The organism is Pseudomonas putida (genome assembly GCF_026625125.1).
Lineage (GTDB): Bacteria > Pseudomonadota > Gammaproteobacteria > Pseudomonadales > Pseudomonadaceae > Aquipseudomonas > Aquipseudomonas putida_X.
On record NZ_CP113097.1, the window covers coordinates 554,886 to 569,146 of the forward strand.

Consider the following 14,261-nt stretch of genomic DNA (forward strand, 5'->3'; position numbering starts at 1 on the left):
CGCGCTCGGCTCTGGTAAGGCCAGTTGCAGGCGCTGAGACAGCACCTCAGGGGAAATCGCACGCTCACAGCTTTGTGGACTGCAGCAGATACGCTTCGATTTCCTTGCGCTGGGCTCCGAGCGAGAGGCGCAGGCATGGATGACGCAGGCATTGGCGTAACTGTTCCGGCTCCATCGGCCCATAGCGGTCGTTGAGATTCTGCAGTGCCTTGTCCCACCAGGCAGGCGCACAGGCGCGGTCGAATTCGTTGGGGTAGGCGTAGCTGCCATACAACAGTTCGCGGGCAAACTGGCGTTCGCGGCTGGGCAGGGTCAAGCTCATGGCCTTGTAACCCAGGCGTTGCAAGGTTGGCGGGCGCGGCAGCTGGTCGTTCACCAACAGCACGTCGGCCAAGGCGGCAGCGCTCAGAGGCTGGGCTCCGTGCTTGCGCAACCAGGCCTGGATCTTGGCCCGGAACTGGGCTTTGCGGCTCCAGTAGTGGTGGATTACATCGGTGCATTCAGCCAGCGCCAACGTGCGGTAGGCAGCAACCGCCAGGCAGAACTCTTCCAGCGTATAGGCCGTGGGAACCAGGGGGTGGAATTCGTCCATCATCGCAATCGAGTGGTCCAGGATCCCCGCATCTTCGGCGGTCAGGCCAATCACGCCGGAGTTGACCATAGGCATCTGGCAGTCTGCCAAGCCACGCGCTTGAAGGAGGGGCTGCAGGTTCTGGTAGAGCAGGCACGTGCGATTTTCGCCGTAGCGCCCGCCGATCGCGTTGCACAGCAGGCTGCCGGGTTTGACCCGCTGGAACAGTGTCAGCGGCGACTTGCGGAAAAATGTGTCGGTGTCGATCAGGACGGCCCGCGGATGTTGCTGGAGTACCTGGCGCAACACGACGTGCTTGCTGCGGAAATGGTACCCGTGAGGTTCGTTCCAGGCCTTGCGGGTTGCCTCATCGAGCAGATGGACCGTGACCGGCAGCTGGGCATAGGGCTGCGGATTATCGGTATAGACCTGGATGTGCATGGCTTGGCCTGCGGACGTGCCCAGGTGGGCCAGTGCGCTGACGATGCTGAAGCAGGCTTCCTGGTGATAGGTGGCAGGGCCGAAGGCCAGATAGACCAGCTGAGGGCGCGAGGGCGTGAGAGGTTGCATGGCTGGCAAGACTCGATTGAACCAGAAAAAGTTAAGGCTTTAGTCTATGACTAGAGCCTTAAGCATTTCTGAACGAGATCTTGCCAAAAAATTTCAGCGAGGCAGCTTCAGGTTGTTCCAGATCGCCAGGCTCGGCTCTGCCTGGTTCAGGGTGTAGAAATGCAGGCCCGGTGCACCGCCTTGCAGCAGTTGTTCGCACATGTGGCTGATGACTTCTTCACCGAAGGCCTGAATGCTGGCGGCATCGTCGGCATAGGCTTCCAGCTGTTTGCGGATCCAGCGCGGGATTTCAGCGCCGCAGGCGTCAGAGAAGCGCGCCAGCTTGCTGTAGTTGGTGATCGGCATGATGCCGGGCACTACCGGAATATCCACGCCCAGCTTCTGTGCGCGCTCGACAAAGTAGAAATAGCTGTCGGCATTGAAGAAGTACTGGGTGATGGCGCTGTCGGCACCGGCCTTGACCTTGTGAACGAAGTTGGCAAGGTCGGCTTCGAAGTGGCGTGCCTGCGGGTGCATTTCCGGATAGGCAGCCACTTCCAGGTGGAAGTGATCACCGGTTTCCTGGCGGATGAACTCGACGAGGTCGCTGGCGTAGCGCAGCTCGCCGCTGGCCATGCCCATGCCAGAGGGCAGGTCACCACGCAGGGCGACGATACGCTTGATGCCTGCCGTCTTGTATTCGGCCAGCAGGGCGCGCAGCTCGTCTTTGGTATCGCCGACGCACGACAGATGCGGTGCGGCAGGCACCTTCACTTCGTTCTCCAGCTGCCGCACGGTGTTCAGCGTGCGGTCGCGCGTCGAGCCCCCGGCACCGTAGGTGCAGGAGAAGAAGTCCGGATTGTAGGTGGCCAGTTGGCGGGCCACGCCCATCAGCTTTTCATGACCGGCATCGGTCTTGGTCGGGAAAAATTCGAAACTGTAGCGGCGTTCTTGTGACATCACTCGTTCCTCAAGCAGCAAGCTGCTAGCGGCAAGCTGCAAGTAAAAGCCAGATCGGTGATGGCCGATCTGGCTTGGCATCGTTCAAGATCGTGGGTGCTGGAGCTGCAAGCGGCAATGGCACTGTCTGCCTTTTCTTGCCGCTTGCCGCTTCAAGCTTGCCGCTTAGTAGCGGTAAGCGTGCGGCTTGAACGGGCCTTCGACAGTCACGCCGATGTAGTCGGCCTGCTGCTGGGTCAGCTTGGTGACCACGCCGCCGAAGCCGCGGACCATTTCCAGGGCCACTTCTTCGTCGAGCTTCTTGGGCAGCACTTCAACGGTCAGGCGCTCAGCTTTCTTCTCGGCCGACAGGTCAGCGAACTTCTGCTCGAACAGGAAGATCTGTGCCAGTACCTGGTTGGCGAACGAACCGTCCATGATGCGGCTTGGGTGGCCGGTGGCATTGCCCAGGTTCACCAGGCGGCCTTCGGCCAGCAGGATCAGGTAGTCATCGTTCTGCGGGTCGAAGTCGCCAGCACCGGTGCGGTGGATCTTGTGAACCTGCGGTTTGACCTCTTCCCATGCCCAGTGCTTGCGCATGAAGGCGGTGTCGATCTCGTTGTCGAAGTGGCCGATATTGCAGACTACGGCGCGCTTCTTCAGGGCCTTGAGCATGTTGGCGTCGCAGACGTTGACGTTACCGGTGGTGGTGACGATCAGGTCGATCTTGCCCAGCAGGGCCTTGTCGATGCTGGCTTCGGTGCCGTCGTTGATACCGTCGATGAACGGCGAGACCAGCTCGAAGCCGTCCATGCATGCCTGCATGGCACAGATCGGGTCAACTTCGGTGACCTTGACGATCATGCCTTCCTGGCGCAGCGACTGCGCAGAACCTTTGCCCACGTCACCGTAGCCGATGACCAGGGCCTGCTTGCCCGACAGCAGGTGGTCGGTACCGCGCTTGATGGCATCGTTCAGGCTGTGACGGCAGCCATACTTGTTGTCGTTCTTGCTCTTGGTGACCGAGTCGTTGACGTTGATGGCCGGGACCTTCAGCTCGCCTTTGGCCAGCATGTCCAGCAGGCGGTGCACGCCGGTGGTGGTTTCTTCGGTGACACCGTGGACGCGGTCCAGCACGGCCGGATACTTCTTGTGCAGCAGCTCGGTCAGGTCGCCGCCGTCGTCGAGGATCATGTTGGCGTCCCATGGCTGGCCATCCTTAAGGATGGTCTGCTCCAGGCACCACTCGTACTCTTCCTCGGTTTCACCTTTCCAGGCGAACACCGGGATGCCGGCGGCAGCGATGGAGGCAGCGGCCTGGTCCTGGGTGGAGAAGATGTTGCACGACGACCAGCGCACTTCGGCACCCAGGGCAACCAGGGTTTCGATCAGCACGGCAGTCTGAATGGTCATGTGGATGCAGCCCAGAATCTTCGCACCTTTGAGCGGCTGCTCAGCGAGGTATTTGCGACGCAGGCCCATCAGGGCAGGCATTTCCGATTCGGCGATGATGGTTTCGCGACGACCCCAGGCGGCCAGGGAGATGTCTGCGACTTTGAAATCGGTAAAACCTGCAGGCGTGTTTACAGCGCTCATGAGAGCCTCCATTCGTAGTGTGCGAATGGGCGCCGTTGTGCGTTCAGCGTCCGCGGGAGCGGACAACGCCCCATCCGAGCCTGACAGGATGACCCTGCTGCAGCGCCCCTCGGACAGGTGGCGGGCATGGCACCGCGGCGGGTGGCCATGTGAATCGGCGCAGATTATAGCCTTGGCGGGAGTCTTCGCCCAAGGTTTTCTGTCGATTAATCGCGACGATAGTCGATGATCAATGGAGCGGCGCGGGCCGCTCTGCCATCATTACCGTACGTTAGCCAAGCAGGTCAGGAGTACAGATGAACTTTCACACCCGCAAATGGGTAAAACCCGAAGACCTCAACCCCAACGGCACGCTGTTCGGCGGCAGCCTGTTGCGCTGGATCGACGAAGAGGCGGCGATCTATGCCATTGTCCAATTGGGCAACCAGCGCGTGGTGACCAAGTACATGTCGGAGATCAACTTCGTCAGTGCCTCGCGCCAGGGCGACATCATCGAGCTGGGCATCACTGCCACCGAGTTCGGCCGCACCTCGATCACCCTCAAGTGTGAAGTACGCAACAAGATCACCCGCAAGAGCATCCTGACCGTCGACAAGATGGTCTTCGTCAACCTGGGCGAGGATGGCCAGCCGGCGGCCCATGGGCGGACCGAGATCAAGTATGTTCAGGACCAGTTTCCGGACAGCGCCGTAGAGTAACGTGCTAGGGCTGCTGCGCAGCCCATCGCCGGCAAGCCGGCTCCCACCGCGACCGCGCAGGTCTTCAGATCTGCGCTTTACCTGTGGCCGCAACTGTCTTGCCCAACCTCTAATAGCCGGCGCAACCCATGTGGGGTTTGCCGGCGAAAGGGCCGTACGGCGAGCCCGGGTTTTCAGGGTTGTGCGCTGACCTTGCGCACCACCCGCCCGATGCTCAAGCCTTGTACCAGGATCGACGACAGCACCACGATGTAGGTGATCGAAAGCAGCAGGTCACGCTCCTCGCCCAACGGCAGCGACAATGCCAGCGCCACCGATACCCCCCCACGCAAGCCGCCCCAGGTCAGGACCCGTATGGTGCCCTTGGGCACACTACGCCAGCGGCGCAGCAACAGGATCGCAGGGGCCACTGTCAGCAGCCGCGACAACAGCACCGCCAGCGCCAGCACACCGCCAGCCGCCAGGTGTAGCCAGTTGAACGGCAGCAGCAACAGCTCCAGGCCGATCAGGGCGAAGAGCAGGGCGTTGAGCATGTCGTCGATCAACTCCCAGAAACCGTCCATGTAGCGACGGGTCATGTCGTTCATCGCCAGGTTGCGCCCCAGGTTGCCGATGATCAGCCCGGCCACCACCATCGCGATCGGTGCCGAAACATGCAGCTCGTAGCACATGGCCGAGCCACCGATGACCAGCGCCAGGGTCAGCATGACCTCGACCTGGTACTGCTCGACGCTCTTGATCATGCGGTAGGTGGCGTAACCGAGCAGCCCGCCAAACACCGCGCCGCCAATGGCCTCGCGGGCGAACAGGATCGCTGTGTCCGTCATGCCTGGCGTTTCACCCAGTTCGATGATGCCCAGCAGCACGGTGAACACCACCACGGCGGTGCCGTCGTTGAACAGTGATTCGCCGACGATGGTGGTCTTCAGTGGTTTGGAGGCGTTGGCGGTGCGCAGGGCCCCCAGCACCGCGATCGGGTCGGTGGGCGAGATCAGTGCACCGAACAGCAGGCAGTAGATCAGTGGCACCTGCCAGCCGAACATCGCAAACACCCAGTGCGCCAGAAAGCCGATCATCACGGTGGCGATCAGTACGCCGAGCGTTGCCAGCAGCCCGATCGGCCAGCGGTAGCTGCGCAAATCGGTGAGGTTGACGTGCAGTGCACCGGCGAACAGCAGAAACGCCAGCATCCAGTGCATCAACAGGTCATTGAAGTCGATCTGGTTCATCAGCCCTTCGACGCGTTCTTCAAGGCCAGGGAAGCCGATCAGGCTCAGGCCCTGCAGTATCAGCGAGAACAGCAATGCCGTGACCATCACGCCGATGGCAGGTGGCAGGCCGATAAAGCGGTAATTGACGTAGGTGAGGAGTGTGGTGAGGCAGATAAACGCAGCGACTAATTCAAGCATCCCAAATCCTGTAACAGTGGCTTCCAAGTCGTAACCCGAATGGCTCGGGCAGTTCTTTGATGACCTGGCGAGGGACTCGGGACACAGTTTTCGACCTGATTGGCTGGATTCGTTCCACTTTCGATACAGAATCGCTTCGCACCCCACGGTCCCATCAACGCTATATATTCACAGGCTGATAACGTCACAAGGACCTGAAGGCGTGCTGGCAACTTCCCTGGTATTGATCGCGGCCTTACTGCACGCGACCTGGAACACCCTGATCAAATTCAGTGGCGAGCGCTTGCTGGTGATCGCCAGCATGGACTCGGTAGCCCTGGCCTTTGCCGTGCTCGCAGTGGCCTTCGTCGACCTGCCGCCTGCCCAGGTCTGGCCTTGGCTGATCGCTTCGGCATTGGCAGAGCAGTTGTACCGATTCCTGTTGATTCAGGCTTATCGAGTGGGCGATCTGGGGCTGGTCTATCCTCTGATGCGTGGCTTGTCACCGCTGGTGGTACTGGGGCTGACCCTGGCGTTCGCCGGCGAGTCGCTCAGCGAACGGCAGATCATCGGCATATTGCTGATCCCCTGTGGCATGGCGTGCCTGCTGTGGCAGGGAGGTGGCGGGGACCGTCTGCCCTGGTCGATGCTGCCGGTAGTGGCGCTGATCGGCCTGTGCATCGGTTGCTACACCTGGTTCGACGGGCAGGCCGTGCGGTTGTGGGGCAAGCCCTGGGACTACCTGGTATGGCTGACCCTGCTCAGCGCCTGGCCGTTTCCGCTGCTGGCCGGTGTGGCACGGCGGGGGCCGTTTGTGCTGTTCTGGCGCACCCAGTGGCGCTTGGGGTTGGCCGTGGGCTTTTGCGTGCTGTTCAGCTATGCGCTGGTCTTGTGGGCCATGCATCTGGGGTCGGTGGCCGAGGCGGCGGCCTTGCGCGAGCTGAGCGTCATCTTGGTGGTGCTGCTGGGCATGCGCTACCTGAAAGAACCTTTTGGCGGCCCGAGACTCCTAGCTTGCGGGCTGGTACTGGCAGGCATGCTGGTGATGAAGCTCTAACCTGACGACTGAAGGAGTCCTGTCCATGACCGTTGCCCTGTGGTGCATCCTGATCGCATTGTTCCTACCACCGCTCTGCGCCTTGATCGCCAAGGTGAGCAGTGGCCGCTTCGGCTTGAAGGACAATCACGACCCGCGCGCCTTCCTCGACACATTGTCGGGCCTGCCACGGCGTGCCCATGCCGCGCAGCAGAACAGCTATGAAGCGTTCCCGGCGTTTGCCGCGGCGGTGCTGGTGGCCGATATCGTCGGCAATGCCGAGCAGGTGACGCAGGACGTGCTTGGGGTCTTGTACATCACCAGCCGGCTGCTCTACATCATCTGCTATCTGGCCGACTGGGCGGCATTGCGCTCGCTGGTGTGGTTCACCGGGGTGGCGCTGATCGTGTCGTTCTTCGTTGTCTCAGCCTGAAGCCGGCGGCACTGCTCGCGGCTAAACCGCGAGCAGTGCAGCCATCGGTCAAAGGACTTTAGGCACGTCAGGCAGCGGCTTGCCTTTTGGCCAGAGCATCCATATCTGCCCCTGCTGCTTCATGTTCCCTGCCAGTTCGCCGGCCTCAGGCCCGGTGCCCCAGAATAGATCCGCACGAACTTCGCCTGTAATCGCGCCACCCGTATCCTGAGCGCCCACCGGCCGAACCACCGGTGTGCCGTCCGGGCGCGTGGTGGACAGCCAAAGCAGGCTGCCCAGTGGAATGACCTTGCGATCGATGGCCACGCTGTAGCCCGCGGTGAGGGGTACGTTCAATGAACCGCGCGGGCCTTCGTTGCTGGCGGGGCGGGTGCTGAAGAACACATAACTGGGGTTGCTCGCCAGCAATTCAGGCACCCGCTGCGGATTGGCCTCAGCCCAGGCATGGATGGCGCCCATGCTCACGTCTTCCTTCTTCAATTGACCTTGCTCGATCAGCCAGCGACCGATCGGCCGGTACGGGTGCCCGTTCTGGTCGGCGTAGCCCAGGCGCAATTGACTGCCATCTTCCAGCTGTACCCGGCCTGAACCCTGGATCTGCAGAAACTGCAGGTCCATCGGGTCGGTCAGCCATGCCAGTACCGGTGCCTTGACGCCGTCCCGGTAGATCACTTCAGCGGTGTCGTAGGGCTTGAGCACGCGGCCATCGAGGCGACCTCGCAGGCGCTTGCCCTTCAGCTCCGGGTAAATGCTGGCCAGGTCGACCACGATCATGTCATCCGGGATGCCGTACACCGGTACCTGAGCCGCGTCGGTGCGCGTCAGGCTGCCGGGGTAGACCGGTTCGTAGTAACCGGTGATCAAGCCATTGGCATTGTTCTCGGCCGAGCGCAGGCCATAGACCTGCAATTGCGCCTGCAGGAACGCGCGCACTGGGGTCGCCTCCAGGGCAATGGGCTGTGCTGCCTCGCACGTGGCGGCCCATACCGGGTCCCGCTTGAGTTTTTCACAACCAGTGCGCCAGGCGTTGAAACCTGCGAGCAGGTCGCTGTCGCTGACGCTGGGCAGGTCATCCCAGGCCGCAGGGGTGTAGGTAGCGACGGCGTGGGGTTCGGGCTTGGCGGTTTCGCCGCCATTGCAGCCGGCCAGCAAGGCCAGGGCCGGCAGCGCCCAGGCGAGATGGCGCAGAGCAGATTTCATGGTTGCATCCTTGGAGGGCAACAGGTGGTTGCTGCCCATAGTGTTCGTAAGGGTATTGGTCTTTGCACGGCAGGCGAGGATACTGTTGGCCCTTTCCTCTGCCAATGTGACCGTGATGTTCAAATGTTTCACCGCCATCCTGCTGGTCAGCCTGTCCCTGGTAGCCTGCGACCGTGTCGATCCTAACTCACCCCTGGGGCAGCGCAAGGCGATCTTCAAGCAGATGCTCCAGACCAGCGAGGACATGGGGGGCATGCTGCGCGGACGGTTGCCGTTCGATGGCGAGAAATTTTCAGCGGGTGCGGTGAAGCTCGATAGCCTGGCCCATGCGCCATGGCAGCATTTTCCGCAGGTGAAGGATGGTGGCGACAGCAGTGCGCGGCCCGAGGTCTGGGAGCGCCAGGCGCGCTTTCATGACTTGGCGCAAGCGTTGGAAGGGGTGACGGGCGAGTTGCTGGCGGTGACACGCAAGCAGCCGCTGGATGCGGCGATGCTCAAGGCACCTATGGACAAGGTCGAGGCAGCCTGCAAGGCCTGCCATACAGAGTTCCGTAATCATTGATGCGCCAGCCAGGGAGCCGCAGGCTGCTGGCTGACGCACGAAACTGAAGCCTCAGATCACTTGGCCAATTCGGCTTTGGCGTCTTCGAGTTCTGCTTTGGATTCGGCCAGTTTCTGCTCACGCTTGGCGATTTTGCTGGGATCGCCTTTCGCCTGTGCCTGCTTCAGGTCTGCTTCGCGCTCCTGGACTTCTGCTTCGGCTTTGCGCACTTTCTGTTCACGCTCTTCTTTCAAGCCAGCATCGGTGCAGTGCTCGGTGTTCTCCTGCAGGGCCTTTTCCAGGCCGCGAATCTCACCCGAGTTATTGTGCGCCCGGGCATATTGCAGCTGGTTTTCGATAGCGCTGCGCTTGGCGGCGCATCCGGTCAGGCCAGGCGTCGGCTGTGCTGCTTGGGCGGCGGCTGCGCTCAAGCCCAGAACAGCCAGCATGACTACGGAAGAAACGACTTTCATGGGAGCCTCCTTGTAGGGGCATATGGCAGTAAGCGCTGCAATGGTGCCCATTCCCCAATACCTAGTGAACCCTTCGGTGGGTAACTTCAGAAAAGTCCTACAAGCCAAGTTGACTGGAAACTAGCTGTCAACGCTCCAAATCGTCGACGGCCTCTTGCAACTCTTTTTTCGCCTCGGCAAGTTTGTCCTTGCGCTTGTTGATGCGCTCCGGGTCGCCCTTTTTCATGGCCTTGTCCAGGTCCTTGGTGCGCTGGTTGACCTCGTGCCGGGCCTCGAGCACTTTCTGTTCGCGCTCTTTACGCAAGCCGGCCTCGGTGCAGTTCGCGTCAACTTCGCTCAGGGCTTTTTCCAGGCCGGCTTGCTGCTCGCTGTTGTTGTCAGCCTTGGCCTGCTCGATCTGTTCGCTGATTGCCTTACGCTTGGCGGCGCAGCCGGTCAGGCCTGTTTGTTCTTCGGTGGGCTGCGCGGCGTGAGCCGACAGGGCGAACGTCACCAGCAGGAAAAGGGTAGAAATACGCTTCATCAAAAAGCCTCCTGAACGGGGCGGGGCAGCAAAAAGTGGGGAAATCCTGCCTTGGTTTTGCCGATTTTTAAACCCTTGGTGGTTTTTCAGGCTGGGATTGGCGAACATTACCCGTACGCCTTGCCCATGAACTATTGCGAAACAAGGTCCGCTGCCCCGTCAAAACCATCGATCCTACGTGCCCCCAGTACAGCGGCTATCCGTTGTACCTGTTCGTGATTGAAAAAGTTCGCGAGCTGTTTGGCCCGTGTTGCGCCAATGCCCGGCAGGGCTTGCCAATCGCGGGCAGACCGGCTGGCCAGCGTTTGCCAGTTCTCGTCCTGTGGCACCTGGCCTGGCGCCGGTACGCCCAACCCTTTGCGCCACTGAGCGAAAGGCCTGTCGCGACCGCTGTCGAAACTGCGTTGAAGCTGCATGGCGGTTTTCCCGCTGATGCCCGGCACCGAGAGCAGTTGCTGGGCATCGAGCGTCAACCAGTCCGTCAGCGATGTCACCAGCCCTGCCTGCACCAGCCGCGTCCAGGTGCCCTTGCCGGTGCCTGGCATGGCCAGCCCCTGCTTGCCAGTGAGCCAGACGAGGCGGGCGATGAACTGCTCGTGGCAGCCATCGCTGGCTTGCCAGCAACTGTGTGGGCCGTACTGCTGCGCTTCAGGTACAGGCAATGCCTGGCGCTCGACGGCGCGGTGGACCACTTGCTCGAAGCGTGGAATGGTCAGGCCGGCGAGGCTGATCGCAACCTGATCGCCTGGGCGAATGTCGAGTGCCTGCCAGCGAGCAAGGGACCCAAGGCTGACCTGGCTGATCCGGCGATCATCCAATGTGACCGGTTTGAGCCTGAGCAAGGGCGTGACTTTGCCCGTGCGGCCGATCAGAAAGCGCACCTCTCGTACCTCTGCCAGCGCTTGGGCGAAGGGGTATTTCCAGGCGGCGATCCAATAGGGGGCGTTGGCCTGCCAGCGCTCGGCCGGGGGGCGGGAGTCCTGCCGCAGAATCACGCCGTCGGTGGCGAAGGGCAGCGGTGAGCGATACCAGTGCAGGCGCCAGTGGCCAGCCTCCTCGGGGGTGGCGATAGCGGTGCTGAAATGCTGACTGTCGGTGAACCCCCAGGCCGCAAGCTGAGTGAGGCGCTCGCCCTGGTTGTCCGGCCCGTGCGGCCAGTCCCAGACGAACAGGCCGACGCTCGCACCCCGTTCAGGGCCAAGCTGCTTGCGCGCCAGCATCCCGGCCACGGTCCCACGCGCGTTGCTGCTGCCTGCTTGAGCTTGCACGTGCGCTTGCAGGCGCAGGTACAACTCGCCTTGCAGTACGACGTCCCGTGGCTCAGGCAATTGCCCAGTGATATTGCCCAGGTCCTTGATGTGGCGGCTCCAGTCATGCCCTTGCAGGCCATCACCACGGCTGAGCAGCTGTACCAGCCGGCCTTGGCGATAGACCAGTGTAACCGCCACGCCATCGACCTTCGGCTGCACCCACACGCCCTTCTTGCCGGCCATCCAGCGTGCAACGGCAGCTGCGTCGGGGAGCTTTTCGACGCCGGTGTGGGCCACGGGGTGGGCAATGGGGCCGCGTGCGCTGGCCAGCGGGCTTGGGCCTGTGGATGGCTGGCCAAAGCACTGTTGCAGGTGCAGCAGGTGGTGCCGGGCCTGGTCGTAGAGCTCATCGGCCACCAGCGCTTTACCCTGGCGGTGGTAGTTGTCGTCCCAGTTGGCCAGGGTTGCGCGAAGTTGTGCCATTTCGGTTCTGGCTTGCTGGGCACTCCAGTCCGGACAGTGGCCGGCTTGAGCGATGGACGTGTGCAGCAGCAACAGGGCTGCGAGGCGCGGGAACAGTGACATGGCCAGCATCCTTGCGTGGCGGAGTGGAGTGTTCAGGCTAGGCAAGCGGGGCGCAGGTCGGCGGGTTCAGTTGTCAGGTGATGTGTCGCGGGGGTGATGGCATGGGGTACAAAAAAGCCCCTGCCGATCACTCGGCAAGGGCTTCGATTCACCGCGGCAGGCTGATTACAGGCCGGCAGCGTCACGCAGCGACTGGGCGCGGTCGGTGCGTTCCCAGGTGAAGGTGGTGAAGGTGTCGTCGCCGACAGTCTTCTGCTGCGGGGTACGGCCGAAGTGGCCGTAGGCAGCGGTTTCCTGGTACATCGGATGCAGCAGGTCGAGCATCTTGGTGATGGCATACGGGCGCAGGTCGAAGCACTCACGCACCAGCTGGATGATCTTGTCGTCCGAGACCTTGCCGGTACCGAAGGTGTTGATCGAGATGGAGGTCGGCTGGGCTACGCCGATGGCGTAGGACACCTGGATCTCGCAACGTTCGGCCAGGCCGGCGGCGACGATGTTCTTGGCCACGTAACGACCGGCGTAGGCAGCAGAACGGTCGACCTTGGACGGGTCCTTGCCGGAGAACGCGCCACCACCGTGGCGGGCCATGCCGCCATAGGAGTCAACGATGATCTTGCGGCCGGTCAGGCCACAGTCACCTACCGGGCCACCGATGATGAAGTTACCGGTCGGGTTGATGTGGTACTGGGTGTCCTTGTGCAGCAGTTCGGCAGGCAGGGTGTGCTTGACGATCAGCTCCATCACGGCTTCCTGCAGGTCTTTTTGCGAAACCTCAGGGTTGTGCTGGGTCGACAGCACCACCGCGTCGATGCCCACTACCTTACCGTTTTCATAGCGGCAGGTGACCTGGGACTTGGCGTCCGGGCGCAGCCAAGGCAGCAGCCCGGATTTGCGCGCTTCGGCCTGGCGCTCGACCAGGCGGTGCGAGAAGCAGATCGGTGCCGGCATCAGCACGTCGGTTTCGTTGCTGGCGTAGCCGAACATCAGGCCCTGGTCACCGGCGCCCTGGTCTTCCGGCTTGGAGCGGTCCACGCCCTGGGCGATGTCCACCGACTGTTTGCCGATGATGTTCATCACGGCGCAGGTAGCGCCATCGAAGCCGACGTCGGAGCTGTTGTAGCCGATATCGATGATGACTTTGCGCACCAGCTCTTCCAGGTCGACCCAGGCCGACGTGGTGACTTCGCCGGCGATGATGGCGACACCGGTCTTGACCAGGGTTTCACACGCCACGCGGGCGTATTTGTCCTGGGTGATGATGGCATCCAGGACCGCATCCGAAATCTGGTCGGCGATCTTGTCCGGATGCCCTTCGGACACGGACTCGGAGGTGAAAAGGGAGTATTCGCTCATCTCGACGGGTTCCTAAAATTTACCGATGGTGTGTGTCGCCAGCCGTCCGCTGAAAATGGCGGACCTGTATCTGGAAACCGTTACGCAAGCCCACATAGAGGCTGTCCCCCGGGGCCAGCCCGGCAGCGTTGGCCCAACGGGCCAGGTCGTCCTGTTCAAAACCAAGCCAGAGATCGCCGCAGGCTTCCCGCGCCCAACCCTGATCATGGCTGCACAGTTCGGTGACCAGCAGGCTGCCGCCTGCCTTCACTCGTTTGGCCAAAAGGCGCAGGGCCAGGGCCGGGTCGCTGAAATGGTGCAGGACCATGTTCAGCACAACGCAGTCGGCTTCCACATCCGTTGCACCCAGTGCATCGGCCAACTGCAGGTTTACATTATCCAGACGTTCGCGTTCGCAGACCTGGCGCGCCAGCTCGAGCATGGTCGGGCTGTTGTCCATGGCTGTGACGCAGGCAAAGCGCCGGGCCAGGTCGGGCAGGAAACCGCCGTCGCCGGGGCCGACTTCCAGCGCGCTGGCCGTCGGCTGGAAATTCAGTGTGTCGAGCAGCGCCAGCAGGCTTTCGCGGTACTGCGGCAGGCCGGCGATCAGGTCCTGCTGGGCGCGGAACTTTTCTTCCACGCGCAGGAAAAAGTCCTGGCTGGTGGCGGCGCGGCGTTGCTGCACCTGGGCGATGCGCGCCTGCACGTCCAGCGGCAGTGTCAGGTCGTCGACCTCTTCGAGCAGCGCGGTATGCAGGCGGCCGCCCAGCCGTTGGCTGTCGGGCAGGGCCCTGCGGTAGAAAATCGCATTGCCTTCGCGGCGTGTAGCCACCAGCTCGGCCTGGGCCAGAACCTTGAGGTGGTGGCTCATGCCCGACTGCCCGATGTCGAAGATCTGTGCCAGCTCCAGGACGCCGAACGAATCGCTGGCCAGGGCGCGCAGGACATTCAGGCGCAGTTCGTCGCCACTAGCTTTGCACAGGGCTGCCAATGTGTCGCTTCGCTGAGGGATCGGTCGCGTACGCAGGTTCATGACGCGGCAGTCTAGACAGGCATCGTTGCCCTAGCAAGGCCAATATCAAAAAGTTTTGATATTGGCGATGAGCTGCAGGAAATAGAGCCTTGCGCGCTCGGGTCCGCTTTC

Annotated in this window: 14 protein-coding genes and 1 riboswitch; of the genes, 4 read left to right on the plus strand and 10 right to left on the minus strand. The window is 62.0% G+C overall.

What is annotated here, in order from left to right:
- Positions 1-64: 64 nt before the first annotated feature.
- The 3 genes from OSW16_RS02585 to ahcY all read right to left on the minus strand — a co-directional run bounded on the left by OSW16_RS02585 (position 65) and on the right by ahcY (position 3,655).
- On the minus strand, positions 65-1,141 hold the full coding sequence (locus tag OSW16_RS02585; protein ID WP_267820530.1) for a hypothetical protein: 1,077 nt from the start codon (positions 1,139-1,141) through the stop codon (positions 65-67).
- A 93-nt stretch (positions 1,142-1,234) separates the two neighbouring features.
- The gene (gene metF, locus OSW16_RS02590; RefSeq protein ID WP_267820533.1) at positions 1,235-2,080 is read right to left on the minus strand and encodes a methylenetetrahydrofolate reductase [NAD(P)H]; all 846 of its coding nucleotides are present in this window, start codon (positions 2,078-2,080) and stop codon (positions 1,235-1,237) included.
- A gap of 165 nt (positions 2,081-2,245) precedes the next feature.
- Positions 2,246-3,655, minus strand: a complete 1,410-nt coding sequence (gene ahcY / locus OSW16_RS02595; RefSeq protein WP_046785039.1) for an adenosylhomocysteinase — start codon at positions 3,653-3,655, stop codon at positions 2,246-2,248.
- A gap of 20 nt (positions 3,656-3,675) precedes the next feature.
- Positions 3,676-3,772: riboswitch (S-adenosyl-L-homocysteine riboswitch) on the minus strand.
- 179 nt (positions 3,773-3,951) lie between these two features.
- Here ahcY and OSW16_RS02600 point away from each other — a divergent pair.
- Positions 3,952-4,353, plus strand: a complete 402-nt coding sequence (locus tag OSW16_RS02600; RefSeq protein ID WP_012312432.1) for an acyl-CoA thioesterase — start codon at positions 3,952-3,954, stop codon at positions 4,351-4,353.
- Positions 4,354-4,526: 173 nt separating this feature from the next.
- Here OSW16_RS02600 and OSW16_RS02605 read toward each other — a convergent pair whose 3' ends face one another.
- Complete coding sequence (locus OSW16_RS02605) at positions 4,527-5,762, minus strand: cation:proton antiporter (protein WP_267820536.1); 1,236 nt, start codon at positions 5,760-5,762, stop codon at positions 4,527-4,529.
- A gap of 202 nt (positions 5,763-5,964) precedes the next feature.
- Between OSW16_RS02605 and OSW16_RS02610 the strand changes: the two genes are divergently transcribed.
- Positions 5,965-6,798: an EamA family transporter gene (locus OSW16_RS02610; RefSeq protein ID WP_267820538.1), complete on the plus strand. Its 834-nt coding sequence runs from the start codon at positions 5,965-5,967 to the stop codon at positions 6,796-6,798.
- 25 nt (positions 6,799-6,823) lie between these two features.
- A complete protein-coding gene (locus OSW16_RS02615; RefSeq protein ID WP_241804049.1) occupies positions 6,824-7,210 on the plus strand; it encodes an MAPEG family protein in 387 nt (128 codons plus the stop codon).
- Positions 7,211-7,258: 48 nt separating this feature from the next.
- Here OSW16_RS02615 and OSW16_RS02620 read toward each other — a convergent pair whose 3' ends face one another.
- Positions 7,259-8,410 (minus strand): murein transglycosylase A, encoded by a 1,152-nt coding sequence (locus tag OSW16_RS02620; RefSeq protein WP_267820542.1) that lies wholly within the window; start codon positions 8,408-8,410, stop codon positions 7,259-7,261.
- Positions 8,411-8,525: 115 nt separating this feature from the next.
- Here OSW16_RS02620 and OSW16_RS02625 point away from each other — a divergent pair, with 115 nt between their 5' ends.
- The gene (locus OSW16_RS02625) at positions 8,526-8,972 is read left to right on the plus strand and encodes a c-type cytochrome (RefSeq protein ID WP_267820544.1); all 447 of its coding nucleotides are present in this window, start codon (positions 8,526-8,528) and stop codon (positions 8,970-8,972) included.
- A gap of 56 nt (positions 8,973-9,028) precedes the next feature.
- Here OSW16_RS02625 and OSW16_RS02630 read toward each other — a convergent pair whose 3' ends face one another.
- The 5 genes from OSW16_RS02630 to OSW16_RS02650 all read right to left on the minus strand — a co-directional run bounded on the left by OSW16_RS02630 (position 9,029) and on the right by OSW16_RS02650 (position 14,150).
- Entirely contained in the window at positions 9,029-9,424 is a 396-nt protein-coding gene (locus OSW16_RS02630) for a DUF1090 domain-containing protein (protein WP_241804046.1), read from the minus strand.
- 127 nt (positions 9,425-9,551) lie between these two features.
- Positions 9,552-9,947: a DUF1090 domain-containing protein gene (locus OSW16_RS02635; protein WP_241804045.1), complete on the minus strand. Its 396-nt coding sequence runs from the start codon at positions 9,945-9,947 to the stop codon at positions 9,552-9,554.
- Between the two features lie 131 nt (positions 9,948-10,078).
- Complete coding sequence (ligB, locus tag OSW16_RS02640; RefSeq protein WP_267820546.1) at positions 10,079-11,782, minus strand: NAD-dependent DNA ligase LigB; 1,704 nt, start codon at positions 11,780-11,782, stop codon at positions 10,079-10,081.
- Between the two features lie 165 nt (positions 11,783-11,947).
- On the minus strand, positions 11,948-13,138 hold the full coding sequence (gene metK, locus OSW16_RS02645) for a methionine adenosyltransferase (protein ID WP_012312441.1): 1,191 nt from the start codon (positions 13,136-13,138) through the stop codon (positions 11,948-11,950).
- 19 nt (positions 13,139-13,157) lie between these two features.
- Positions 13,158-14,150, minus strand: coding sequence for an ArsR/SmtB family transcription factor (locus OSW16_RS02650; protein ID WP_241804043.1), 993 nt, complete (start codon positions 14,148-14,150; stop codon positions 13,158-13,160).
- Between the last annotated feature and the right edge of the window lie 111 nt (positions 14,151-14,261).

Bases quoted from the DNA above. Each gene is read 5' to 3' on its own strand.
- OSW16_RS02625 (WP_267820544.1), top strand. From the start codon at position 8,526: ATGTTCAAATGTTTCACCGCCATCCTGCTGGTCAGCCTGTCCCTGGTA.
- OSW16_RS02635 (WP_241804045.1), bottom strand. From the start codon at position 9,947: ATGAAGCGTATTTCTACCCTTTTCCTGCTGGTGACGTTCGCCCTGTCG.
- metF (WP_267820533.1), bottom strand. From the start codon at position 2,080: ATGTCACAAGAACGCCGCTACAGTTTCGAATTTTTCCCGACCAAGACC.
- OSW16_RS02620 (WP_267820542.1), bottom strand. From the start codon at position 8,410: ATGAAATCTGCTCTGCGCCATCTCGCCTGGGCGCTGCCGGCCCTGGCC.
- OSW16_RS02615 (WP_241804049.1), top strand. From the start codon at position 6,824: ATGACCGTTGCCCTGTGGTGCATCCTGATCGCATTGTTCCTACCACCG.
- ahcY (WP_046785039.1), bottom strand. From the start codon at position 3,655: ATGAGCGCTGTAAACACGCCTGCAGGTTTTACCGATTTCAAAGTCGCA.
- OSW16_RS02650 (WP_241804043.1), bottom strand. From the start codon at position 14,150: ATGAACCTGCGTACGCGACCGATCCCTCAGCGAAGCGACACATTGGCA.
- OSW16_RS02605 (WP_267820536.1), bottom strand. From the start codon at position 5,762: ATGCTTGAATTAGTCGCTGCGTTTATCTGCCTCACCACACTCCTCACC.
- OSW16_RS02600 (WP_012312432.1), top strand. From the start codon at position 3,952: ATGAACTTTCACACCCGCAAATGGGTAAAACCCGAAGACCTCAACCCC.
- metK (WP_012312441.1), bottom strand. From the start codon at position 13,138: ATGAGCGAATACTCCCTTTTCACCTCCGAGTCCGTGTCCGAAGGGCAT.
- OSW16_RS02585 (WP_267820530.1), bottom strand. From the start codon at position 1,141: ATGCAACCTCTCACGCCCTCGCGCCCTCAGCTGGTCTATCTGGCCTTC.
- OSW16_RS02630 (WP_241804046.1), bottom strand. From the start codon at position 9,424: ATGAAAGTCGTTTCTTCCGTAGTCATGCTGGCTGTTCTGGGCTTGAGC.
- ligB (WP_267820546.1), bottom strand. From the start codon at position 11,782: ATGTCACTGTTCCCGCGCCTCGCAGCCCTGTTGCTGCTGCACACGTCC.